18 protein-coding genes and 1 tRNA gene are annotated in these 24,822 nt (G+C 58.2%); 11 read left to right on the top strand and 8 right to left on the bottom strand.

What is annotated here, in order from left to right:
- Positions 1–91 precede the first annotated feature (91 nt).
- The 3 genes from D1224_RS15705 to D1224_RS15695 form a co-directional block, all read right to left on the bottom strand.
- Entirely contained in the window at positions 92–2,791 is a 2,700-nt protein-coding gene (locus tag D1224_RS15705) for a TonB-dependent receptor domain-containing protein (RefSeq protein WP_119380873.1), read from the bottom strand.
- Positions 2,792–2,902: 111 nt separating this feature from the next.
- Positions 2,903–5,782: a hypothetical protein gene (locus D1224_RS15700; protein WP_119380872.1), complete on the bottom strand. Its 2,880-nt coding sequence runs from the start codon at positions 5,780–5,782 to the stop codon at positions 2,903–2,905.
- A 395-nt stretch (positions 5,783–6,177) separates the two neighbouring features.
- Entirely contained in the window at positions 6,178–7,077 is a 900-nt protein-coding gene (locus D1224_RS15695) for a TolB-like translocation protein (protein ID WP_119380871.1), read from the bottom strand.
- 285 nt (positions 7,078–7,362) lie between these two features.
- Here D1224_RS15695 and D1224_RS15690 point away from each other — a divergent pair, with 285 nt between their 5' ends.
- The 8 genes from D1224_RS15690 (at position 7,363) to D1224_RS15655 (ending at position 16,958) form a co-directional block, all read left to right on the top strand.
- Positions 7,363–8,226, top strand: coding sequence for an LEM-3-like GIY-YIG domain-containing protein (locus D1224_RS15690; RefSeq protein WP_119380870.1), 864 nt, complete (start codon positions 7,363–7,365; stop codon positions 8,224–8,226).
- A 76-nt stretch (positions 8,227–8,302) separates the two neighbouring features.
- Positions 8,303–11,668 (top strand): type I restriction-modification system endonuclease, encoded by a 3,366-nt coding sequence (gene hsdR, locus D1224_RS15685; protein WP_119380869.1) that lies wholly within the window; start codon positions 8,303–8,305, stop codon positions 11,666–11,668.
- 22 nt (positions 11,669–11,690) lie between these two features.
- Entirely contained in the window at positions 11,691–13,136 is a 1,446-nt protein-coding gene (locus D1224_RS15680) for a class I SAM-dependent DNA methyltransferase (RefSeq protein WP_119380868.1), read from the top strand.
- On the top strand, positions 13,133–14,569 hold the full coding sequence (locus D1224_RS15675; RefSeq protein WP_119380867.1) for a restriction endonuclease subunit S: 1,437 nt from the start codon (positions 13,133–13,135) through the stop codon (positions 14,567–14,569). The genes D1224_RS15680 and D1224_RS15675 overlap by 4 nt, the downstream gene beginning before the upstream one ends.
- The gene (locus D1224_RS15670) at positions 14,566–15,447 is read left to right on the top strand and encodes a hypothetical protein (RefSeq protein ID WP_119380866.1); all 882 of its coding nucleotides are present in this window, start codon (positions 14,566–14,568) and stop codon (positions 15,445–15,447) included. Before D1224_RS15675 ends, D1224_RS15670 begins: the two co-directional genes overlap by 4 nt.
- A gap of 27 nt (positions 15,448–15,474) precedes the next feature.
- Positions 15,475–15,801: a hypothetical protein gene (locus D1224_RS15665; RefSeq protein ID WP_119380865.1), complete on the top strand. Its 327-nt coding sequence runs from the start codon at positions 15,475–15,477 to the stop codon at positions 15,799–15,801.
- 22 nt (positions 15,802–15,823) lie between these two features.
- Positions 15,824–16,711 (top strand): SIR2 family protein, encoded by an 888-nt coding sequence (locus D1224_RS15660; protein ID WP_119380864.1) that lies wholly within the window; start codon positions 15,824–15,826, stop codon positions 16,709–16,711.
- Positions 16,712–16,763: 52 nt separating this feature from the next.
- Entirely contained in the window at positions 16,764–16,958 is a 195-nt protein-coding gene (locus D1224_RS15655; protein WP_119380863.1) for a hypothetical protein, read from the top strand.
- Positions 16,959–16,974: 16 nt separating this feature from the next.
- Here D1224_RS15655 and D1224_RS15650 read toward each other — a convergent pair whose 3' ends face one another.
- From D1224_RS15650 to D1224_RS15635, 4 genes are all read right to left on the bottom strand, one after another.
- Positions 16,975–17,853, bottom strand: a complete 879-nt coding sequence (locus D1224_RS15650; RefSeq protein ID WP_147372417.1) for a hypothetical protein — start codon at positions 17,851–17,853, stop codon at positions 16,975–16,977.
- Between the two features lie 838 nt (positions 17,854–18,691).
- Positions 18,692–19,204: a winged helix-turn-helix domain-containing protein gene (locus tag D1224_RS15645; RefSeq protein ID WP_119380861.1), complete on the bottom strand. Its 513-nt coding sequence runs from the start codon at positions 19,202–19,204 to the stop codon at positions 18,692–18,694.
- A gap of 223 nt (positions 19,205–19,427) precedes the next feature.
- Positions 19,428–20,858 (bottom strand): tyrosine-type recombinase/integrase, encoded by a 1,431-nt coding sequence (locus tag D1224_RS15640; RefSeq protein ID WP_182482336.1) that lies wholly within the window; start codon positions 20,856–20,858, stop codon positions 19,428–19,430.
- A gap of 239 nt (positions 20,859–21,097) precedes the next feature.
- Positions 21,098–21,173, bottom strand: a tRNA-Thr gene (locus D1224_RS15635).
- 140 nt (positions 21,174–21,313) lie between these two features.
- Here D1224_RS15635 and D1224_RS15630 point away from each other — a divergent pair.
- Positions 21,314–21,757, top strand: a complete 444-nt coding sequence (locus D1224_RS15630; RefSeq protein ID WP_182482335.1) for an OmpA family protein — start codon at positions 21,314–21,316, stop codon at positions 21,755–21,757.
- Positions 21,758–21,825: 68 nt separating this feature from the next.
- On the opposite strand, the gene D1224_RS15625 is transcribed toward D1224_RS15630, so the two are convergent.
- Positions 21,826–22,287, bottom strand: a complete 462-nt coding sequence (locus D1224_RS15625) for a DUF1761 domain-containing protein (RefSeq protein WP_119380858.1) — start codon at positions 22,285–22,287, stop codon at positions 21,826–21,828.
- 108 nt (positions 22,288–22,395) lie between these two features.
- Between D1224_RS15625 and metG the strand changes: the two genes are divergently transcribed.
- Positions 22,396–24,138: a methionine--tRNA ligase gene (metG, locus tag D1224_RS15620; protein WP_119380857.1), complete on the top strand. Its 1,743-nt coding sequence runs from the start codon at positions 22,396–22,398 to the stop codon at positions 24,136–24,138.
- The gene (locus D1224_RS15615; protein WP_233350583.1) at positions 24,092–24,766 is read left to right on the top strand and encodes a hypothetical protein; all 675 of its coding nucleotides are present in this window, start codon (positions 24,092–24,094) and stop codon (positions 24,764–24,766) included. The genes metG and D1224_RS15615 overlap by 47 nt, the downstream gene beginning before the upstream one ends.
- The last annotated feature ends 56 nt before the right edge of the window (positions 24,767–24,822 follow it).

Genomic DNA, 24,822 nt, shown 5'->3' with positions numbered 1-24,822 from the left:
GGGGACAGGATCAACCTGCCCCCGTTCCGGTATATCTTAACTGATACGCGTTGAAAGCCTGCCGAGGTGCGGCGCAGCTGCCACACGCAGTCTAGAAGCGACGCTTCAGGCCAAAGCCGATGGACGTGCCGAGGTCATAGACATCAACATCCACGCGGTCGCCGCCGGCGGTCTGATAGGCTTCATACGAGTCGCCGAACAGGTTCTCGACCTTGAGCGAGAACTCATATTCGCCGCCCCAGGCCATGAAGCCCTGGTTCCAGACGATGTCGACGGTGACCGGCGGCTCTTCAATGATAGCCGGGATGTTCAGGGCCAGCGCCTCACCCGAACGGATCCGCTCACTTGCATAGTTCATCAGAAGGCTGACTTCGCGCATCGCGTCGACGTCTTCATAGATGAGCTGGAAGTTGGCGAGATGCTCTGATTGACCCTGAAGCTGACGACCATCATCGATGAGGCCGGCACCCGGCAGCAGGAACGGCTCCGGGTCAAGCGGCTGCTGGTTGGTGACGACGCACTCGTCTTCGAACCGAGCACAGAATTCTGCGCTGGTCAGGCCGAGATCATTCGGATCGCGGCCTGCCGACACTTCAGATTCCGACCAGGTATAGTTGGCCTTCATCGTCAGGTCGCGGTCGCGGAAGAAGTCCCAGCCGAACTTGTCGAACAGCGGCAGGCGTTGTTCGTATTCGATCTCGACACCGTAAAGCTCTGCACTTGGCACGTTGATGAACGTCGTTTTCGGCGTGTCACCGGTACGCTGGTTGATCTCTTCGATCGGGCGCGTCATGTCCTTGTAGAACGCGCCAAGCGTGATGAACTGATCGCGACCAAAATAGTACTCGCCGCGGATGTCGTAATTCTTGATCTCAGCGTTCACGAGGAACGGGTTACCGAGGAAGTTCACATCGGTTTCGGTGTTGAGGAATTCCGTTGGTGCCAGTTCGCGAAATTGGGGGCGGGTCAAAGTCTCGGAATAGCCAGCACGCACCTGAAGCTCGTCAAACGGGTTCCATGTGATCGTCGCTGCCGGCAGCACATCTTCAGTGTGCTCACAACTTCCATCAGGCTGACGTTCAATGCAGGCCTCAACGAAGTTGGTCGATGGATCTGCGCCAATGACCAGCGTGTCGACGACTTCGATTGCGCGCTCATAGCGGGCACCAATCGCGCCGCGAATATATGGCGTAATCTGCGTGTCGAGACCGACATAGCCAGCATCCACTTCAAGCGTAGCCTGATAACGTTCCGGGAAAGCCGAACCGCCGATGGAACTGACGCCGAGTTCGCCAGTGCCTGCGAGTGCATTGAACAGGTAATCGATGCGCGTGCTGGAGGTTGGCAGGCCCTCGATCGCAAAGAGGCGCGAGGTCGCCGTCCGGTCATTCTCCGTATAGGCGTAACCGGCCCGAAGATCGGTTTCGCAGAAGAAGTTGCAATCGCTGCCGCCAAGCGTCAGCGGAAGCTCCAAGTCGATACCGAGATCACGCGAGCTGTCATCGATGCGGCTAAAGCCAAACGTGGTGTCCGCTGCATTCGAAAGCGTCTGCAGGCCGTTACCGGAGTCCTGATACAGGATGTTGAACTGATACGGCGCATCGCGAAGCGCTTCGGAATAGGAAGCGCGCCACTCGACCTTGAGGTCCATCAGGCCGGGGAAGAAATGCTCACCGGCGAGCTGCGTGGTCCAGAGCTGGCGCTCGAACCATTCAACCGCGTCATCACGTTCAAAATTGTCGTCAAAATCGACACCCTGAACCGTGCGCGCTTCCTTGTCGGAAGAACGCACAATAAGCGCCGTGCCCTTGACCTCATGATTGTCATAGAGGTCGAAGCCAATCGTCGCGAAGCCGTTCACATCAACGGAGTTTTCCGTTGAGTAGAAGTCGTAATTGAAACGCTCGGAAAGACCGGTGCCCGCGCTGTCTGCAAAGCCGCGCGTGCCTTGGCGGGTGCGCCAGGCATTCGAGTACGATGCGGCAACGAGAACACCCATGGAGATGTCCTGGTTCAGCTCATAGAGATTCCCACCGGACAGGCTAAAGCCGACATCAGCCGGAACCGTGCCTTCCTGGATAATGAGCAGGCTGGAATTGTCCGTAAGCGCACGGGCAAAATCCGAATCGACGCCCGTTTCGGGGATGGTCGGCATGTCGCGGTCAGAGCCGGAGATACCGAGGAAGTCCTGATCGGTGCCGTCATAGAGAAGGCCATCCTGGAACGTCGTTTCCGTGTCCCCCGACACAGAGGCTGAAATTTCGAAGAAGGCTTCATCCGGCACCGCCTTGGTGCGGATGTCGACCAGACCGCCGCCGAACTCACCCGGAAGCTGCGGGGAGAAAGTCTTCTGAACCAGAATGCTTTCCAGAACCGAAGTCGGGAAAAGATCGAGCGGCGCAACCCGGCGCAGTGGCTCAGGGCTTGGCAGCGGGGAACCGTTCAGCGTAGCGCTGGAATAGCGCTCATTGAGACCGCGAACATAGACAAAACGGTCCTGAGCGGTGGAGATACCTGCGACACGCGCAAGCGCAGCCGCTGCATCGCTGTCTCCGGTCACCTGAAAATCGCCAGCGTCGATAAGGCTTGAAACCTCAGACGTGGAACGCTTCTCGTCTGGAATGAACTGGCCGCGGACAACAACGCTTTGCTGGCGCAACTCTTCAGCCGCCTCTTCGTTTGCAGTTGTATCCTGGGCGGTGGTGTCCTGCGCAACCGATGCGGAAGCGAGACATGCTGCGGAGGCACCAGCGAGCAATGCGAAGCGCAGGTAATTAGAGGGTTTTTTCATGACTTCCCCATCGGGCTGAGAGGTTTCCCTCTCGAATGAGCGATTGAATGTGATGAGGCAGGGCAGTCTCTCCTGAGAGAAAACCGCCCTGCCCCGATCTTTTCGAAAGGCCTATTTGCTGGTTTCCGCGCCTGCGACGTCGACGGTCCAGCCGAGGAACCAGTCGTCGTTGCTGTCTGCAACCGCGCCGACGTAGGAGGTCGACTGGAGGTTGCCGATGCCGCCGACTGCGAATGGCGTCACGCCAAGCTCGGTACCACCCGGAACCACACCCGCTGCACCTGGTACGAAGGTGAAGCCAGTGAGCGAGTTGGCACCGGTGACGATGTTGTCACCGCCAGCGAAGGCTGGCGTGCCCTCGCCTGAACCGCCTGGGCGGTCGCCGTCAGTCGCGAAGTTCTCCGTATTGTCGAGGAAGAGCGATTTGATCTGCAGCGTGCCATCACCGACGTTGGTGTAGGTTTGGTCGCTATCGACATCGAGACCGACTGACCAGTCAGCGATGATGCCGTTAGCGATGACGCCGCGCGTACCCCGGCGAAGGAGGACACCCTGCTGGGTGGCCGAGTCGCCCGAGTTGATCAGGGTGAAGTTCGAAAGGTTTGGCGCCGAGATAGGCGTCTTGTCATTATCACCGTCGCGGTTGTCAGCTTCGATGCCGCGTGGGTCGCCCGACATGTCTGGCGAAACGCCTGGATAGGCAATCGCGTACTGAAGCGAGCCCGTCCATCCATCGGTCCAGTCGAGGGAGTCGTCGCCGACGCCGGTGACGACCACGTGGTCTGCAGAGACCGTGCCGCCGAACCATTCGATGCCGTCATCGAGATTGTTCGCAACCTGGACGTAGCTGACTTCCGTACCGCTACCGACACCCTGGAAGGCGATGCCGTTCAGCTCGTCTTCATTGGTGAGGCGGGTACCAGCATACTGAACGCGGGTGTAACGCAGACGACCGCTGTCATCCGTAGAGGTCGCGCCACCGAAGAGGCCAGAAGCACCTTCACCGGACTTCTCACAGCTGACCGTACCGCCGGTCGCACCTGCGTCGATACAGGCGTTGATCGGCGCGCGCCCATTGATGACGATACCGCCCCAGATGCCTTTGGTTGAAGCTTCGATCGACGAAGGATTTTCGATCGCGCTGCGTGCGGTGAAGACGACAGGCGCGTTCGCCGTTCCGTTGGTCACGAGGCGCGAGCCGCGGCGAACGATGAGGTAAGCGTCGGCGTCGGCACCAACGACCGTGACGCCCGGCTCGATGGTGAGCGTTGCAGAGACGCCGCCCGGCAGGGGTGAGGATGGATCCGGACCAAGGTCCACACCCACAGCAACGACACCGTCCAATTCGTAAATCAGCTGGTCGCCGTTTGAGAGGGTGAGGTTGGAGGTCAGGTTGCCACCGGGAACGAGACAGAGCGTCTTGCCGTCCAGCGTGCCGCCCTCCGTAGTACCCATTGGGCAACCAACAGGAGCAAAGAGCGTGCCGGTCTGAGCAAAGTTTGCCCAGTTGTTGGCAAGCGTCTCGCTCGCAGAGAAGGCACCAACGAAGCTCACATCATCAAAGAAGGAGTTGCCGTCGAGGATGTTGGAAGCCGTAACGTTAAGCTCCTGTGTGCCCGGGAAGAAACGGTTCTGCAGGGAGTTTTCACCGCCGATGATGTTGTTCGTTGCAGCATAGGCAGGCAGCGGGCCGTCATCGCTATCGGTTGCGAGCGTCTGTGCCGCGTCGATGAAGAGCGATTCAACGTTCAGCGTGTCGTCGTTGAGGTTGGCGTAGGTCTGATCGCTATCGATATCGAGGCCCGGCGTGTAACCACCAGCGACGATACCGTTCACGATATTACCGCGCGTACCACGGCGCAGCAGGATGCCCTGCTGGTTGCCGGACGTGCCAATCAGCGTGAAGTTGGCGAGGTTCGGGCGCGAGAATGGCGCCTTGTCATTGTCGCCGTCGCGGTTGTCAGCCTCAATTCCGCGTGGATCGCCGGAGGACGGGACGTCAGAGTAGACAACGGCGTACTGCACATTGCCCTGCCAGCCGTCAGTCCAGTCGAGCGAGTCATCGCCAGCGCCAGTGACGACGACGTAGCGGGCATTCACGGTGCCACCGAACCATTCGATACCATCATCGAGGTTGTTGTGGACCTGAACGTGAGAAACTTCGGTTGCGCTGCCGACACCCTGGAAGGCGATGCCGTTCAGTTCGTCTTCGTTGGTAAGACGGGCGCCGGCATACTCAACGCTGAGATAGTTGATTTCACCGGAGTCGTCAGCTGCATCCGCGCCGCCGAAGAGGCCCGAAGCACCTTCGCCGGATTTCTCACAGCTCGCCGTGCCGCCGGTTGCCGTTGAGTCGATACAGGCGTTGATCGGTGCGGAACCGTTGATGATCAGACCGCCCCACTGGGCGTTGGTCGAGTTGTCGATGAGGCTGGAACCAGCCTCTTCGTCGTTGACAGCAGCACGCGCGGTCATGCGAACGACGCCGGTCGCAGTGCCGTTCACATCGATCTGTGAACCGCGGCTGATAACGATGTAATCGTCCGAGCCATCGCCGGTGCCGTCGACTGCTGCACCGAACAGACGTGCGCCTTCGCCCAGGGTCAGGGTCGCCGACGTACCGCCGTCCTCCCCGATGAAGACGGCGCCGCGGATGGCGACCGAAACACCCGCCGGGATCGTGACATCCTGGGTGATGGTCGTTTCGCCGCCGGATGTGTCGCCGATGGCGCAGACGTCAACACTGGCAAGGCCTTCAGAAGCGATTGCAGGCAGCGTGATCTCGGTCGTGCCAGACGGGCAACCCGCAGATGGGATGAGCTGGATCGAGGAAGAAGATGGAGGTGGTGGGGGCGGCGAAGTTGGCGGTGGCGGCGGCGGAGGAACAGCCGGCGCGCCTGGTGAAGAAATGCTGGTGTCCGAACAGGCCGCAACGGCGAGCGCGAGAACGCTCGTCGTGAAAGCCAGACGCATGGTGTTCGCCTTTGTCATAGAGAAGCCCCCTTCAGGGATAACTGAGTCCAAATCACACGGATCGGGGAAAACAGCCCCTGCCTACTCCCGATCTCGAGGGCGCTATGACACAGCCCGAAGACAGTAATACGACATCATGAAAGCTTCACATGACTGTCACGGATATGACATGTGTGAATTAATACATATAACCATAGTATTGAGACTGCATTTCTGCGCATGTTGCAAATGACGGTCTATTAGCCGTGCAACACTTGCCCTATAAAAGCACGCGAAGACATGGAGATTCGCCTCGGGAAGACCATCAGGACTTGTAGCGCAAGTGATCCATATTGAAAAATGCTGCACAAGGCGGTCGCTTTTCGAGTGTCCACAAGTTTGGTTTTGTAGCGTGAAAGGCCCTTAGCGTGAGCTTAGTCTGCGGCACCCACCGACGGATCGATGCCGTCCACCGACCCGACGCCTGCAAGCGCCGCATCGAGCGAGATCATCATCAGCTCCCCGTCGCGCGAGAAAAACAGGATTGATCCGTCCCCGGAGATTCCCGCGCCGAAGTCGATCCCGGATGTGTTGACCGGCTCACCGAGATTCCGGGGCTCACCCCAGGTCCCATCCGGGCCACGCTCCGCGGTCCAGATGTCAACGCTCCCAAGTTTGGGCGTCCGCGCGCTGTAGAAAAAGATCCGTCCGCCATCCGGCGCAACTGCAACATGTGCTTCAGCCCGGAAGGTGTTGAACGCGTCGGGCATGGCCGAGACAGTCCAATCGCCGGCCGCTTCGTCCATGCTGGCTTCGAAGATGTCGTGACTGCCCGCGCTATCGTAACCATTATCGGTGAAGTAGAGACGCCCCTGCGCATCCATCGCGGGATTCAGCTGGTCCGCGCCTGAATTGATTGAGGCCGGTAGAGGCTCTGGCGTTCCCCAGCCATCGCCTTCAGCTGTTACACGCCAGATATTCGCATCGCGCTGCCCGCGCTCATAAATGTCCGCATCGGAGGAATAATAGAGCGCGCCGTCAGCGTGACTGAAGGATGGGGTCGTCAGCTTGATCCGTGTTGGAAATTCGAGCCTGGAGGGCTCTGACCAGGAACCGTCTTTCTGCTTCCGCATCTCGTAAATATGAGTGTAATCGCGCGCTTCTTTCGCAAACACACGAATCGTCCCGTCAGGAGATTCTGTCAGGCTATAAGCGCGGCTGAACACGGTCGGCGCTTCCGCGTCCGGCAATACGGGCGTAGGAGAATCGATCTCTGGCACTTTTGCACCGCAACCCGCCAGCAGAACCAGGCCAAGCACTACTCCAAACCGCATAAGAATCTCCGGACGCAACGCTATCAAAGACCGAGAATACTAGACGAACCAGATGACGGTTTCGCAACAAACGCTGCAGTCGGTGCAAATTACGTATAATTTGAATGGTGCCGGCAGAGGGCGACCAGCGGAAAGCCTCATGGACTGCAATCGCCCGTGAATACTGGGATTTGGCGTCTTCGAAGTATGACTAAGTGTGCCGATGGTCAAGCTCCCGTGTATCGATTTGTGGTGAGCAAGTTGCTCTTCAGCTGACATTCGACAACTATCTAATCAAGGCGATGAATGGAGGCTGTCAGCATGCATGAGATACAAAGTCTGAGGGGGCTCATTGAGAACCATGAGAAGCTTCTTAACGAACTCTCAGCCGAACATCTAAAGCATTATGTTTACCTTCTACGTGACCCGAGGGACAACAAGGTGTTCTACGTTGGGGAAGGCGTTGGCGCCCGCGCTGTATCCCATCTGAATGAAGCGCTGAAGGCGGAGGACCCCGGCGACCCGAAGGAACATACCAGCAAGACGCGGCGCATTGCAGAGATCTGGCATGCAGACGAGTACGTTGATTGGCAAATCGTCAGCCGCGGATACGCCTCACAGAGAGAGGCCGAGATCGCTGAGGCTGCAGTGATGAGCGGCATCAATGCGTCTCAGAACGGGCAGCTACTGAACGCTCGGGCGGGCAATCATGCTGCAGTTCATGGCGCTGTTTTGCCCACCGAGCTAGAGACTCTGAGAGCTAGACCGGTAGATCCTGCTAACGCGATTTCCTCAGTGTATGTCTTTCCAATTCAAAACGCATTGCAAGAAGTGGCGGACAACGACGTCTACGCTGCCACACGAGGCGATTGGGGCATCGGTGAGACTTGGCGAAACCGCTCAGACGCCGTGGCCGTTGGCCTAGATCGAGGGCTTAGCAAAGGAGTCTTCAAGATTGAAAGGTGGATGCCCGCCGATCAAAACAAGTGGAAATTTGATGGTCAGCCCATCGCCAATAGCGGGCTTAACAATGCTAGGTGGTCGCACATAATTGATGCTGCACGTGGATACTGGCAACGCGGCAACTGGATTGCTGTCGAGTTCGACGGCGAGCATCTCTTTCGCATAATTCGGGGCTCGGCGAATGGTGAGTGGCAAGAAATAAGCTGACTCACCTCAGCCTAGAAAGTTAAAACCTGTAATGATACGGGTTGATCGAGGGCGATAGGGAGCTGGGCCTACAGGCATGGAGAGCGTCAACTTTGCATTCCTGGAGGGGCATGAACCCCTGCTCTATCGGCTGACTTCTCTGGCGGAGGCTCTGTTCACGCAGGACCCGAACACGTCGCTGCTAAAGTCACGCCAGTTCGGTGAGTCCGTTGCCAAGCAGATCGCAGCCCACTCCAACCGGACGCAGGACTTCCCAAGCAAGCAGGTCGACCTGCTCAACGCGCTTCAGAACAACGGGCTTTTGCCGAAGTCGATCGCGGATATGCTTCACTTCATCCGCAAGCGGGGCAACGAGGCGAACCACGAGCTGAAGTCGACAGCTAATGATGCCCTGGCCTGCCTGCGCTTCGCCCAGAAGGTTTCGCTGTGGTACGTACGCGCCTACCGCAAGATCACCGTCGACCCGTCACTGCGGTTTATCCCGCCCCCGACCGAAGACCCTGCCGAGGACCTCAGGGCGCAGCTGGGAGAGCTCACAGAGGAACTCAGCGCTGCCCAGAAGGCACAAGCCGTCAGCTCTGTCCGCCTTGATGCCATCAAACGGGATCGTGAGCGTCTCCTTGAAGCGGCAAAGAACCAGACTGTAGAGCTCGAAGAGCTTCAGGCAGAACTCGCAAGACTACGCACTGAGGCCCTATCTGAGGGTGCGCCGACGGAGGCTCAGCTAAGTCAGGCGGCGAGCCAGGCGGCTGACCAGGTAGAGCTCAATGAGGCTGACACAAGAGACCTCATCGACTCTGCCCTGGAGGACGCTGGGTGGCGCGCGGACCATAGGAACTTGCGTTACAGCCGAGGGACCCGACCCCAGCCCGGTCAGAGCATGGCCATAGCTGAATGGCCCACAAAGTCCGGACCCGTCGACTATGCCCTCTTCGTTGGCGAGACCTGCGTTGGCGTGATCGAGGCAAAACGAAAGAGCAAAGACGTCCCCGGCGTGCTGGCGCAGGCTGAGCGGTACGCGCGCGATCTTGATTATCCACACCTTGTCGACGGTGCCCCATATGAGGGCGCGCCGCGTGACCCGAAGGGTGACTTCTCGCCAACCTTCAAGGTGCCCTTCGCCTTCGCCACCAATGGGCGGTCACACGTCAAGCAGCTCAAGGAAAAGTCCGGCATCTGGTACCGGGACCTTCGCTCCTCAATGAACCATCCACGCGATCTTCCTGCGTGGCATTCCCCGGGAGATTTGCTCAGCAAGCTCGAGCAGGAACCCCAGATGAGCGAGAAGGCGCTCGCTGAAGAGCCGTTCGACTATGCGAACCTTCGCTACTATCAGCGCGACGCAATCGCCGCGATCGAAGAGGCCATAGGAAAGGGTCTCGATACCGCCCTGATCAGTATGGCAACTGGCACGGGGAAGACCCGTATGGCGATCGCGCTCATGTACCGAGCGCTCAAGCACCGCCGCTTCAGGCGCATCCTCTTCCTTGTCGACCGCAACGCCCTCGCTGAGCAGACCAAGGACGGCCTAGCGAACACGGAGCTTGAAGGCCTCCTCAAGTTCACTGACACCTACAGTGTCATTGGACCGGACGATGGCATGCCAGACGAGGATACACGCGTTCACGTTGCGACTGTGCAGTCCATGGTGGCGAGGGTCTTCAGAAGCTCTGAGGGTAGACCAACACCCGGCATGTATGACCTGGTGATCGTCGATGAAGCCCACCGGGGCTACGCACTGGATGGGGAGCTCAGCGATGAAGATATCGAGTTCAGATCCACCGAGGACTATCTCTCGAAGTATCGCCGCGTGCTCGACTACTTCGACGCCGTCAAAGTGGGTCTGACTGCGACCCCCGCTCTACAGACGACAGAAATCTTCGGCGCACCTGTCTATCGCTACAGCTACCGTCAGGCCGTGGTCGACGGCTACCTGACTGATCACCTGCCCCCGAAACGGATTGTCACGGCGCTCAACACTGCTGGCATCACGTTCAAGGGCGGCGAAGAGGTCTCTATCCTCGACCCTTCGACGGGCGTGATCGACACCGCGACACTACCTGACGACATGGGCTTCGAGGTGCAGCAGTTTAACAAGCGCGTCTACACGGAACCGTTCAACAGAGTGGTTGCCCAAACGATTGCATCAGAGGTGCCCCCAGATGAAGACGGCAAGACGCTGATCTTCGCGGCACGAGACGACCATGCCGATCTTCTGGTCCGCTTGTTGAACGAGGAGCTAAAGGCAGAGTATGGCGAGGATGCCGTCCCAAACGACCTGGTCATGAAGATCACCGGGCAGACTGACCGTGCTGGAGACGCGATCCGGCGCTATCGCAGCGACGCGCGCCCCAAATACGTTGTCACCGTCGATATGCTCAGCACTGGCGTCGACATCCCGAAAATCACGAACCTCGTCTTCGTGCGCCGCGTGAACAGCCGCATCCTCTACGATCAGATGATCGGGCGTGCGACGAGGCTCTGCCCAGAGATCAACAAGACCGAGTTCCGCATCTTCGACGCAGTCGACCTCTACGACAACCTGCAGTCCATGACGGACATGCGGCCCGTCGTGACCAACCCCCACCTCAGCTTCACGCAGCTCGCAGCCGACCTGGCCAACGCGCCCGATGAGGCAAGCCGCAAGCGCGTCCAGGAGCAGATCGTGGCGAAGGTACGCCGCAGGGTGCCAAGGCTCACAGACAAGCAGGCAGAAACGCTTGAGGACGTCACTGGCGAGAACGCGGCAGCACTCGCCGACAAGCTCCAGAAGAAGTCATCGGCAGAGCTGGCAGCCTATCTTGAGGCGCACCCGAGGATCATCGCCACCCTGGATGAGCCGCCCGCCAAAGGCCGACGCCCCGGCGTACCCATCTCCGAGCATGAGGATGAGCTCATCGCGATTGAGGACATCTTCAAAAACGATTTGACGCCAGAGGACTATATCGAAGCCTTCGAGCGCTACATCCGCGACAATCTCAATGCTTCTGCGGGCATGATAGCCGCAACGCAGAGACCTAGAGAGTTGACTCGTCAAAGCCTCAAGGAGCTTGCCCTGGCGTTGGATGAGGAGAACTTCTCCTATCCCATGCTGCGGGCCGCCTATGGCCGTGCGCGCAATGCCGATATCGCCGCACATATTCTGGGCTTCGTCCGTCAAGCCGCTCTGGGCGACCCTCTGGTGCCTTATGAGACGCGGGTGGAGAATGCCATCCAGCGCTTGACCCAGTCGCGATCATGGACATCAGAGCAGCGCCAATGGCTAAGGCGCATCGGAAACGCGCTCAAGGAACACCCCGTGGCAGACCGCGAGACGCTGTCAGCGCCTGCTTTCCAGCATTTCGGCGGCTGGAACCGCAGCAATCAGGCCTTTGACGGTGACCTCGAGTCTGTTCTTGGTGACATCAACGAAGCTGTCTGGTCTGCCCAGGATACAGGCTAGCATTGCCCGCTAAGGATACCCCATGAACCCCTCCTCCGATCTCGTGAACAAGCTGTGGCGGCTCTGTGCGATCCTCCGCAAGGACGGCATCACCTATCAGCAATACGTCACAGAGCTCACCTATCTACTCTTCCTCAAGATGATGCATGAGCAGGGCCGCGAAGATGACTTTCTGCCTGAGAAATATCGCTGGAGCACCATTACAGCGCGCGAAGGCATCGACCAGCTCACGCACTACCGCCGCCTGCTGACGGAGCTTGGCGACCCTGAAAACAAGCTTCCTCGCCGTGTCTCTGCGATCTTTGACAATGCGTCCACCTTCCTACGCGAACCTGTGAACCTCGCCAAACTTGTCTCCTCTATCGACGCGCTGGACTGGTACTCTGCCGACCGCGACAGCTTCGGGGACCTCTATGAAGGCCTCCTCCAGAAGAACGCAGAAGAGACCAAGAAAGGCGCGGGTCAGTACTTCACGCCGCGCGTGCTGATCGAGGCTATGGTTGAGCTGATGGACCCGCAGCCCGGTGAGGTCATCCAAGACCCCGCCCTCGGCACAGGCGGCTTCATCATCGCTGCTGATACGCACATTCGCAGGAAGACCGACGACTATCTGGACCTCACAGAGAAGCAACAGGTCTTCCAGACGCGCAACGCCTATCACGGCATCGAAAACGTGCCAGGCACCTACCGCCTTCTCCTGATGAACCTGCACCTGCACGGCGTCGACTCTGACCATGTCCTACTGGCTGACTCCCTGTCTCCTGCGGGCGCTTCGCTGTCCAAGGCAGACCTCATCCTCACCAATCCGCCCTTTGGCCCCGCGGGCGGGCGGCCTACGCGCGATGACCTGACCATCACTCACTCAGTGAGCTCTTACCAGCTTCCCTTCGTAGAGCACTGCCTGCGCTCTCTGAAGCCGGGCGGGCGCGCCGCCATCGTTGTGCCGGACAATGTCCTTTTCGAAGATGGCAAGGGCAAACAGCTTCGCCAGAAGATCATGGATGAAGCCAACCTCCATACCATTCTTCGCCTGCCGACTGGCATCTTCTATGCGCAGGGCGTGAAGACCAATGTTATCTTCCTTGAGAAAGCCGATGAGGGCGCATCGAAGACCACGCAGGAAGTCTGGGTCTATGACATGCGCGCCAACATGCCCGCCTTCGGCAAGACAGCGCCGCTGACGCCAGAGCACCTGAAGCCCTTCGTGGAAGCCTACGCCGCAGAGGCTCGCCAAGATGAAGGCGAAGAAGGCCGTTTCCGTTGCTTTACCCGCGAGGCGATTGAGGCGCGTGGGGACAATCTCGACATCACCTGGCTACGCGACGAGAGCGAAACCGAAGAGATCGGCGAGCCCGAAGACATCGCAGCTGCCATCATGAGCGAGTTGCAGATAGCCATGGCGGCAATCGAGACGCTGACGGCAGAGCTTGAAGGGGAGGACGAGGACGCGCTCGTCGCAGCGGAATGAGTGGGCTGCCAAGCAATTGGAGTGAAACGGACTTAGCAAACTGCTGTGAGGGCGATGCGCCGATTATTTATGGCATCCTTCAGCCAAAAGACAACGTATCGGACGGCGTTCCCTATGTCCGGCCTACGGAGATAGATCAAACGGGCAGAATTGACCGCGCCAGCATAAGACGAACCTCACCAGAAATCGCAGACAGATACCGGCGATCGACGCTCCAGACAGGTGACATAATCCTCTCAATCGTCGGGACCATCGGAAAGATTGCACGAGTACCAGAGTGGCTGTCGGGTGGAAACATCACTCAGTCTTCATGCCGTATTCGTTTTGATAAACAACTGCTGGACGCCGACTTCGCCACGCACTTTCTGAAGTCGCCTCTCGCTACCGATCAATACGGCGGGTCCAGACTCGGCACTGCCGTCCCAAGATTGAACTTGGCAGACGTTAGGAAATTCCGTGTACCCCTCCCCCCACTCGCCGAGCAGAAGCGGATCGTGGAGAAGCTGGACAGCCTGACCACCGCCTCCACCGAAGCCCGCACCGCCCTCACCCGCGTCGAAACCCTGGTCGAGCAGTATCGGCAGGCTGTGCTCTTGGCGGGCGCTCGTGGAAAACTCACAACCGACTGGCGCACAAACAATCATCCTTTGTCAGTGCCTGAGCTTTTGCAAACCTACACTCCGCCCGAACAGCCACGCGGCGGGCGCGTCGCGTCAGACAGCGTGGTCGACGGTATCGGGGGTTTGGCGCTCAACGCACCTGAGAGAGAACTACCCGAAGGCTGGCAATGGGCCGCTTTGAACCACCTGGCACGCCAGGAAACTGGGCACACTCCCAGCCGCTCGAAGCCCGAGTACTGGCATGGCGGCATCAAATGGATCGGCATCAAAGACGCCCGGCTCCATCATGGGCAGACAATCTACGAGACGCTGCAGACGGTGAGTCAGGCCGGATTGGATAACTCCGCGTCCCGACTGCTGCCCGCTGGCACTGTCTGCCTCTCTCGCACCGCTTCAGTAGGATACGTCTTCATCATGGGTGAAGAGATGGCCACGAGCCAGGACTTCGTGACCTGGACATGCGGCGAACTCCTCGTTCCCAAGTACTTGATGTACGTGCTGATGGCCGAGGGCGACGCTATCCGGCGGTTCGGCAAGGGAACAACACACACCACTATCTACTTCCCTGAAGTTCGTGCCATGCACATCGCTCTGCCTCCGCCTGAGGAACAAGAAGTGATCGTGCGCCGGGTCGAGGAGGCTCTAACCCAAATCGACACACTGGCGAATGCCGCACGCTCCTCCCGTGGGCGTCTCGACAAACTGGACCGCGCCGTCCTCGCCAAGGCCTTTCGCGGCGAGCTGGTCCCGCAGGACCCAAAGGATGAACCCGCTAGCGAGCTCCTGAAGCGCCTCCATAAGGAACCGGCATGATGCCAAGATACACCCTAAGCCAGCTCACGTCAGACGGCCTTCCCCATACAATGGCCTACTTGGTCGCCGCAGCTCAGGAACACGCGACCATCACTTACGGACAGATCGCTGAGAAATTGGAGCACGATCTCAAAATTGAGGGCCGCATCTTCTCTACCCAGATCGGTCATCCGGTTGGAGCCTTGATGGAACGCATTCTGGAGAGCTTTCCAGATGCGCCGCTGCTGAACCTGCTCGCAGTGAACCAGAGTTCCGGAATAGCAAGCGGGGGTGCCGATCAGTTCCTGGCTGCTCGCTACAACAAGCGATTGAGCCAAATCCAAAGAAGCGAGAGCCTTAGGCAAGACCTAATCAATCGCGCCCTTGCAGAGGTTTACGCCTTCGAGGAATGGGACGCGATCGCAGAGACTCTATTTGGTACGTCGCTGCCTGACACAGCCCGGACGGCACCTGAGACAGGGACTGAGATCGACCGATCAACTTCGCCTGGTCAGCCCCGAGGCGGAGACGCAGAGAGCCCCGAGCACAAGGCTCTGAAAGAGCGAATTATCGCTAATCCCGCGCTCGTCGACGCCAAGCCGAGTTGGCTCAAACCTGAGCCGGAGGTTTCGCTGAAGTCCGGCGATGTGGTCGATGTGTGCATCATAGGCAAAGCAGAAATACGCCTTGTTGAAGTGAAATCACGTCGCTCAAATGAACACGACTTGGAGCGCGGCATCTATCAATGCGTCAAGTACCGCGCGGTGTATGAGGCGATGAGGGAAGCTAACGGCATTGAAACGAATGTCGTAGTCGTGCTCGCCATAGAGCAACCGCTCCCATCGCGCCTGAAGCCGCTCGCGCGGAAACTGGGCGTCACAGTGAAAATCGTGCAGTAGCGCACGACGCGACCTCAGGGAGAATAAATGGTACAGGCAAAGACCTACGACGCGAAAGTGATTGAAGTGACCGGCGGCAACATCCGTAACAATCACTTATATCTGCGCAGCGCTCTTAGTCTCATCCCGGATGACGCTATAGGCGGAACGAACGCCGCCTCTCCTGGCCGTGAGATTAGCGTAACCTTCATACCAGGCGGCACGGTCCAGACTGACCTACCCGAAGACAAGCTCTTCCTGCGTTGCCGCAGCGAGGTGGGTGCGTTCTTTGCCGCAGCAAAAGTACACGAGGGCGACTTCGTGCTTTTCACGTGGCTGGTTGAGCGCGAATACGAGATCCGGAAGCTAAGCTGATACACGAGGATTGCACAGACTTATGGCAACACCGCTTGATGATGTGCTTAACCAAGATGACCCGCCTGCCCTTCTACTTGGCAATGGCATCAATCAGTATGCAGACTCTGGGAACGCTAGTTGGGAGGATCTTCTCAACCGGCTTGCAAAGCGCCGAAATCTGATCCTCTCAACTTCTGAGCTTAGAGAAATGTCGAACACGGAGCGGTACGACATTCTCGACCTTGCTGCCCCAAACGAAAGTCGAGAAGACCTGAAGGGCGAAGTCCGGTCGATGATGGAGCTGTGGCATCCCTCAGAGGTGCACGCTCGCGTCATCAAGTGGGCATCGTCGAACCAAACCCCGATACTCTCCATGAACTTCGATGCACTTCTTGGAGAGGCAAGCGGTCTTGAGTTCTTTGGAGTAGACGAGAATGTCTATGTCTATCCCTTCCGGGCGCATTTCGCATACAATCAGGTCAAGAATGTCCGCCGCAACTTCGCGGTTTGGCATCCGCATGGTTTCATCCGGTACAAGCAAAGCATCAGGCTTGGCCTGGTCGACTATATGGGATCGGTCAGCCGGATTGAGAGCTGGATCAAGAACAGACGGGCCTTGCACAACTACGTTGAAGGCAAGTCAGAGACCTGGCCTGGGCAAAGGTCGTGGCTGGAGGCTTTCTTCTTCAATCCGATGGCCGTGATCGGCTTTGGCTTTCACAAGGACGAGACCTTTATGCGCTGGCTATTCCTAGAACGTGCCAGACTGCATCGAAAGTATCCTGATATTAAACGCCCCCTCTGGTATGTAGCGCGGGACAGCGAGCGACTCCGACACCGCTTCCCGTTTTTGAAGGCACTCGGAATGGCGGTCGTTCGCGTCGGCAGCCATCGAGACATCTATGAGAGCACTGCGTGGGAAGCGTAGTCAGACAGCACCTGTGCACCCAGTGCCCACCACAACCAGGAGACGAAACTAGATGGCATCCAAATTGGTCACTGAGGCCGAACTACAGGAGTACGAGGAAGCGATTGGAGCTGCCCAAAGTGTCGCCGATGCTTCAGGCTTGCCCGACGTGGACGGCATATGCATCCGATTTTCCAGCGAGAAGACCAACCGCTTGCTGGACATCGAAAAGCGCCTCAATCACCGCGCCAGCGAAGAAGGGCGATGAGCCTCGTGAGTAGCCCCTAGAACCGCTCTATCGTCACCTCAGGAGTTTTCCTCATCCGGTCGACGAAGGCTGCCTGCAGGATTTCCTTGGCATGCTCAGCGGCACTCGCGGGAACCAAAAGAGCATCGTGCAGCGGCAGCGCGTGGATGCCCGCTGTGTAACACCGAAGCGTCGCCTCCATGATGATCTCACTCTCAAACCACATCAGCTTGGCACCTAAGGGGTCCGAGCGCCCCAACAACGAAGCGATGGGTGCGTTACGCTCTCGGATCCGGCTGTAGACATGCTTCGCTGTATAGGCGTCTGGTATCATCAGACGGGCTTCGTCGGGTAGACGCGATCTGGAGCTAATCTCCGACCAGAACATCTGCATCATGACTTTCTTTACGGCGTCGCGAGGTATGTCCGGGGCTTGCGGGAGAGCATAAGGGTCGCCGTCGGGAGACTGCCCCACATAGGCGTACGCTATAGCGGGGACTGCCGCCCGGATGTCGACTTCGGCGATTGGTTCACCGGAGATGCGTAGGTTAGCTCGACGTTGCTCCTTGGGTAGGCAGAGCCAGAATGCAGAACCATTCAGACGCCCACCTCTTTCCAGAGAGCCGTCAAGAAAGCTTCGGGAAACCACCCGGCAACTTGTGTGGATGCGGAAGTTACCAGACCCTGCTTCTGTCAGTTTTGCGCTGTTCAGATGGGCCTGAAGCTCCGCAAGCTGCCTTAGGTAAGCGTCGACACGGGCTGACTTTGGCAGAGGGAGAGTTTCTCTCCTAGCACCGATCTTCGGGCCTTTCAGCTCGATGATTGGGAGAGCGCTTTCGTATCCAATATCGTTCAGCTGCAAGCCAACGGCCTCTGAAGCCTCGATGAGCCTTGGACCGGCCTGAAGCCGCGTCATGTAGCAGTTGTTGAAACGGAACGACCTATTGCATAGGAGCCATCCTGCCTCCTCCAGGTCTCTTACTCGGTCGCCCACCGCGCGATTGCGAGCTAGCTGCTCCTCAGGGCCTCGGGAGAGCCAAGTTTTGTTAAGTTTGAAGATGAAGGGGACGCGGTCACCACTTTGGTGATGGGCCAGCACATCCAGCGTAATCGCTGCCACAGACGCACGCTCCTTCGTGGCGGTGAGACCCTTGCTGCGTCGGGCAACCTTTCCTTGATCAGCCTGACGAGACCGTCGAGCTTGGAACTGTTCTTCTAGAGCTAAGTCTACGAGCTGCTCGGCTGCGATGCTCATAGGTACGGTATCCGGGCACCATGGCCTGGTCTTCATTCGGTTTGTCATTGGGTAAGTCCTGTGGCGTTGGCCAAAGCAAGCCGCCTCTACGTCGAGGAGCGCAGTGAGGCAGGGCCAGCTAATTGCGGGAGTTCAGCTAAGAGAGGCACAAGGCGCTCTCTGAGCATTGGGGGTTGGATGTATCCCCCTATCCATGGTCTTCACTCAGAGACTGGCTCAGTGAAGGCCTTGGGGGATGCCTTTGGGTGGGTCCTTACAAGGCGGTTAAGCGTTCAGAAGCCTTGCTTTCGCCGACCGAACGAAACGATAGTGGGTCTCTCACGCGCATCAACGAGCAAACAGTCGAGCGTTCCAGTCCCATGCGTAGGTGCCGTGTTCAGGCGTCTCCTAATACGAGGGATTACGGCTGCGGAGCCCCACACTCACTAAGTTTGGGAATGGGGTCCGTCCTACGAGGAAGATGGGTAACCCTAAAGTGATACACAGGCGTTACATGACGTTACTCGAAGAAGTCCTCATCGACCTTCTTGAGGTAAAGTACCTCTTCGTCGCGGCAGCCGATATTGTAGGTCCTCTGCAGGCTCTCATTGATGAGCCGGTGAGCGCGTTGCAGGGTCTCATCGAGCGTTCCTGCCAACGGCTCAGCAGTCTGTTCTGCGACGTCCTCTTCTGATCTGGATCGAGACTGGAAATCTTGAAACTCAGCGAACTGCTTCAGACAGTGACGGTTGGTAAGTTGAGCAGACTGATCCAAAGCCTCGCGGCCCCGATCAGTTAGCTCATAGTGTGCACGACGGGTCGCACGAACCAGCCCTGCCTGCTTCAGGTATGTCTTCGCCCATTGCGTCCGATTGTAGATGACGGTCTGCCTTCCACTGGGAAGCAATTCCTCGCGTTCTTCAGGAGAGAGTTCAAACTCATCCGCTATCTTGTCGACCGCGTCATTGATGCGGACCTCTCCCTCTCGGGCATAGTGCAACACAGGACGCATTAGGGTCTGGTAGTCAGGCATCGTGGGAAAGTGGTAGCAGAACGTCGCCGAACAAGCACCTACCCCAGGGGGGGAAAGCGACACGATCACGAGATCTAGACGGCGCTCAGATTTTTGCGCTAGAAATCGATGCCGCTGCCGCTTTCTCTTTTACGCGGGGTTCTCGGCAACCACCGAGGTAACCCAGCTGGTTTCTCCTATACGACAACTTTTGGTCGCGCTCCTTCAATCAGCGCAGGTTTTCCTAGATGGGCGTAGCGTCTACATCGAGCAGCTCTTCAGCTTCATAAATGTGGAGTGGCACCTTACCAAGGTGAGCTTGGGCCATCTGTAAGCTACGCGCGAGATCTGAAACGTCGACACCGCCAGCACCGTACCGCGCGGTCGTGGTTGCATCGGCGTGCCCGAGTATGGCCTTCATGTGATGATCAGGTGCACCCGCGACGCGCAGCGCTTCAGTAACCGAGTGACGAATGGAGTAAGCTGTCAGTCGTGAGGATTGAGGAATACCTGCCTTTCGGATGGCATGGTTCAGCCTCGCGCTGAGATTTGAGGTTCCGTGCAAAGTTTCAGGGAAGAGCGATCCTGTTTCACCCAGACGTCTCTCAATAACCGATACGGCTTGTGGGTCGACCAAGGGTACCAAGCGATCGCTTTCGCGGTTCTTGATGCGCCTGAACTCATTCTTGCGGATACGCAGACACGTTAGGCCGTCCATCCTCACGACGTCGTCTACAGCCAGTCCAGCAATCTCCAGTGGGCGGCATCCCGTAAACTTTAGGAGGAGAAGAACATCTCTGATGTCGCCCGAAGCCTGCATGAGGAGGGTATCGATCTTGTCCCAATGCGCCGCATTAAATGGCAGGCGCTCTTCAACGGGCTTCAGCTCCGTAGCCACAGGCACCTCCAAGCGCGCCCACGGGTTCGCAAAGGTCAGCTCATAGTGGTCGATCGAGAAGCTCCACAGCGCCCTCAGAGAGTTCAATCGACGCCGTATGGTCCCTGCTCGCTGCTGCCGGGCATTCGCTAGATGTCCCAGAAACTCTCGCGCCATTGAGCGGCTCAACTCAGAAAGGTAGCGAGTCGAAGATTTTCCTAGCCATTCGCGAAGCTGGCTGAACGCGGCGCTTTCTGCCTTTGGAAGCTCGCCCGCGTGCCTCATGGTAGCGTAAGTCTCAATGGCGGTCTCGATTGTGAGAGGCGCTGTGACGCGCTTACCGGACTTCACCGTTTCAATGCGATACTGATCCTCAAGGCTCAGGTCCGACAGATCCAGTTCGCGCTCTGTGCCGATCTTCTGTTCAGCTGCGTGAATAGTTCCGTCCAGCCAAGTATCATAATTGGATGGCCCCTTGGGATCGTAGGGGTTCTCCAAACCAGACCTGTCAACGCCTAGAAACTTGTTAGCAATCGCCCATTCCTCGGCAAGCTTTGCCAAGACAGCAGGATCCTCTTTACGATGAGCAGCTCTCGCCGCCTCGAGGAACTGAACCGAGATATCGCGGTCAATTCGCTTGATTAGCGCAATGGCTTTTGCTTCGTCCCCGGCATTGAGCCCTAGCGATTGAACAATCTCAGCCCGTCCGCCGAAGTAGGGCCTGATGTCCTCGGGGATGCGGCGGCGATACCGAAGCTTGCCTCCACGGCGCTGAAGGTAGTCTATCTTCATGAGCATGTCCGAATACCCTCCGCACATACGTCAACCGTCTTCAAAGTTGCCTTGAGGCAGACTTCGAGGAACCGACCAAGATGTCTTTGAAGGGGTGAGCTGCTAGTCCTGAGCTTTGTGAAATAGCAGCAGGCGACCTCGCCTGAAACGCTGAATGTCATATCGCTGTGTACCCATTAGTGTATCAAAAGGATTTGCCAAACCCCAATAAACACAGCGATTTCAGCGTCGTGAGAGCGTCATAATGGTGCCGGCAGAGGGACTTGAACCCCCGACCCCCTGATTACAAATCAGGTGCTCTACCAGCTGAGCTATACCGGCAACACTTGCCCTTTACGCCGTGCAGGATGGCGGGGCAAGTTCCCTTTGCAAGCTCATTGCAGCGCCGGATATTAACGTTTTTCGGCACCATTTTGCGGGAAGTGCGTTCTGTCTTCAGTGTGTCAGCAAGGAGCACTGAGATGAAACGCTATATCCTGCCCTGCATGATGGGCCTCGCGCTGGCGGGTGGCCCTGCTTTCGCAGACGAGACGCGTACGCCTCCACCGACAGAGCCTTATTACGCCCCGCAGCCCTCAGGCTGTGACCTTGTCCGGCTGAAAATCTATTTTGAGCCCGGCACAGCGACACTCACCCCGTTTGCGCGCGATGCCATCAGCGAGGTGAGCGAACAACTGGCAGGCTGCTCAGTACAGCGCCTTAACACGACGGCGATCGCTGGCGACAGTTCCACTGAAGCGCCCGTCATTGGGCTCGCCGAAGATCGTCGGGCAAGCGTCATGAAGGAACTGCTTGCCCAAGGCATTCGCGCATCGGACGTGGCGATGAACACTGATCTTGGCAATTCCGTCATGTCCAGAACCGTGGACATCGAGCTGCAGACTGTTCCGGCCAGGATAAGCTAGGCGCAGATAGCATTTACCACGGCCATAGGCCCCGGCATTACAGAACATGCCGGGGCTTCTTGCGGTCTTCAGTCCAGTTTTGAAAGCACTGCGCACCCAACGACGAATGTCACGACGGTATGAGACAGGTCGACCAGGAGGCCGCCAGCTGAATGCCACGGCGTATAGAAAAAATCATACGCCATTAAGGGAACGCCGATCAGGAGCGACAGCGTCAGACCGAACGACACGGCTGCACCGAGACCTGCCACGCCGCTTTTGCGCATCAGCCACGCGAAGCCGAACGACAGAATGACGGGCACAAGAAATCCGCCCAGCATCCACATCGGATTGGCGTCCTCCTGGCCCTCAGTCGCGACACCGCCCGAGGTCAGGAAGCTTATCGCGTCTCCAGCGTCATTGATGAAGATGCCATGGGCGCTCATGTACACTTCGGAAAAGAGCAATCCGTACCAGAGAAAGCCGATAAAATAGATGAGGATGGCTGAGACCAGCACACCCACCAGATTGATGCCTGCAAGACGTGGCATTGTTTCCTCCTAAACCCGTTTCATTTTTTGTCTGCCACGCCTAAGAGTGCCCCCTTACAGCTTGGCGCCGAGGATGATGCGCCCAAATCGAGATTGACGGAAGCTATAATGACGAAGTCCGCCCCCCGCCGAATTCTGGTCACCTCTGCCCTGCCCTACATCAACGGGGTCAAGCACCTGGGCAATCTCGCGGGATCGATGCTGCCAGCAGACGTCTATTCACGGTTTCAGCGGCTTCGCGGCCATGACGTTCTTTACATCTGCGCGACTGATGAGCACGGCACGCCAGCAGAGCTCGCCGCGCAAGCCGCCAATGTCCCGGTCCGCCAATATGTTGATGAGCAGCACGATATCCAGAAGAAGGCAGGCGAGGATTTTCTACTTTCCTATGATCACTTCGGCCGCTCGTGTAGCGACGAGAACGCAGCGCTCACCCAGCATTTCGCGCATGTGCTTGAAGCCAACGGCCTGATCGAAGAGCGCACCATGCGCCAGGTCTATTCGATCGAAGATCAACGCTTCTTGCCAGACCGCTATGTCGAGGGCACCTGTCCACATTGCGAGTTCGAGAAAGCGCGCGGCGACCAGTGCGACAATTGCGGACGCCTGCTCGACCCGGTGGACCTGATCGATCCGTATTCAGCCGTTTCAGGCTCAAAAAATGTCGAAGTGCGCGAGACGCGCCACCTCTTCCTGCTCCAGTCGCAGATGCAGGACCGCATCCGTGACTGGATTGAGGCGGCGACAGACTGGCCACCGCTCGCGCGCTCCATAGCGCTGAAATGGCTTGACGAAGGTCTGCGCGACCGCGCGATCACGCGCGACCTTGCTTGGGGCGTACCGGTCACCAAATCCGACGGGTCGATCCGCGAGGGTTTTGAGACCAAGGTTTTCTATGTCTGGTTCGATGCACCGATCGAATACATTGCCGCAACTGAGGAATGGTCGAAGGCCGAGGGCGAACCGGAAGCCTGGCGCCGTTGGTGGCGCACGGATGAGGGCGCTGATGAAGTCGATTATGTCCAGTTCATGGGCAAGGATAATGTCGCCTTCCACACGGTAGGCTTCCCGGTAACGATCCTTGGCTCGCAGGAGCCTTGGAAGCTGGTTGACCGGCTGAAAGCCTTCAACTGGGTCACCTGGTATGGCGGGAAATTCTCGACCTCCAACAAGCGCGGCGTTTTCATGGACCAGGCGCTGGACCTGCTGCCAGCCGATTACTGGCGCTGGTATCTGACGGCGAATGCGCCTGAAGGCTCGGACGCGGCGTTTACGTGGGAAGGCTTCCAGTCCGCGATCAATTCAGACCTTGCCAATGTGCTCGGCAATTTCGTCAACCGGATCACGAAATACTGCGCGTCCAAATTTGACGGCAAGGTGCCGGAGGGCGGCGAAGCCGGCGACGCGGAAAGCTGGATGGTCGCAGAGCTTCAGACCCGCCTGCCACAGCTCGTTCTGCACTACGAGAATATGGACTTCCGTAAGGCGGCTGCAGAAACACGCGCCATCTGGGCGGCAGGCAACGAATACCTCACCAAGGCTGAGCCGTGGGTGAAGTACAAGAATGATGTCGATGCAGCTGCAATTGGCGTGCGCGCTGGCCTGAACCTGGCTGCCCTGTTCGGTATCATTGCGCAGCCCATCATCCCCGAAGCGGCCGCGATGATCCTCAATGCGCTGGGCGTGCCAGAAGACCGGCGCACGCTGAGCGAAGAGGCCTTTGCCGATATTCCCGCGCTACTTGATGCCCTGCCGCGCGGCCACGAAATCTCGCCGCCAGACGTTCTCTTCCGAAAGATCGAAGATGAGCAGGTCGCTGAGTGGACAGAGCGGTTCGGCGGCGAAAGCTGACATGCCGCTGCAGAACCGCGTCGATCCGTATGCCGCGATCCATGCAGACCCAGCGCGTGGAACGTTCATGGGAAACCGTGGCGGCTGCTTTCACACCACAGACCGGACGCTGAAGCGTACGCACTGGAAGAGCAGGCAGTGGATTATCTGCCGCCTCGACTTCAAGGGCCGCAAACGCGAACTGATGGCGCCCGGCAAGTATACTGAGCTCTTCTTTCTTGACGAGGCAACGGCGCTCGCAGCTGGACACAGGCCTTGCTTTGAGTGTCGGCGTGAGGAGGCACGCGCCTTCAAGGACGCGCTCGTCCAGGCGGGCGTCCTGGACAAATCCGCCAGCGTTGCAGACATCGACGGCCTGATCGCTGGCGAAGTACAGGAACGACTGCGCGGCAAGGCGATGGCAGAGTTCGCACAAGCCGACGCACTTCCAGATGGCGCCATTTTCGATTGGGATGGAGGAGCATGGCTGAAGCTAGGTGATCGTTGCCTGCCATGGAGCTTTGAGGGTTATCGACGTCCCGTGACCGCGCCAACAGTTTCGGTCAAGGTGCTTACGCCGCATGCGACCCTTGGGGCGCTCGCGGCAGGCTATGAGCCGGACATCCACCTCTCGGCGGACCGGAACTGATATTCGGCCCCGTCTCTGGCCGCACTGCGAAAGTCTGATAGTGTTCCCCCTAACAA

It is taken from the genome of Henriciella barbarensis, assembly GCF_003576345.1.
In the GTDB taxonomy this organism is placed as follows: Bacteria; Pseudomonadota; Alphaproteobacteria; order Caulobacterales; family Hyphomonadaceae; genus Henriciella; species Henriciella barbarensis.
Note: the sequence above shows the minus strand (reverse complement) of the source record. Positions and strands in the feature narration are given on the sequence as shown.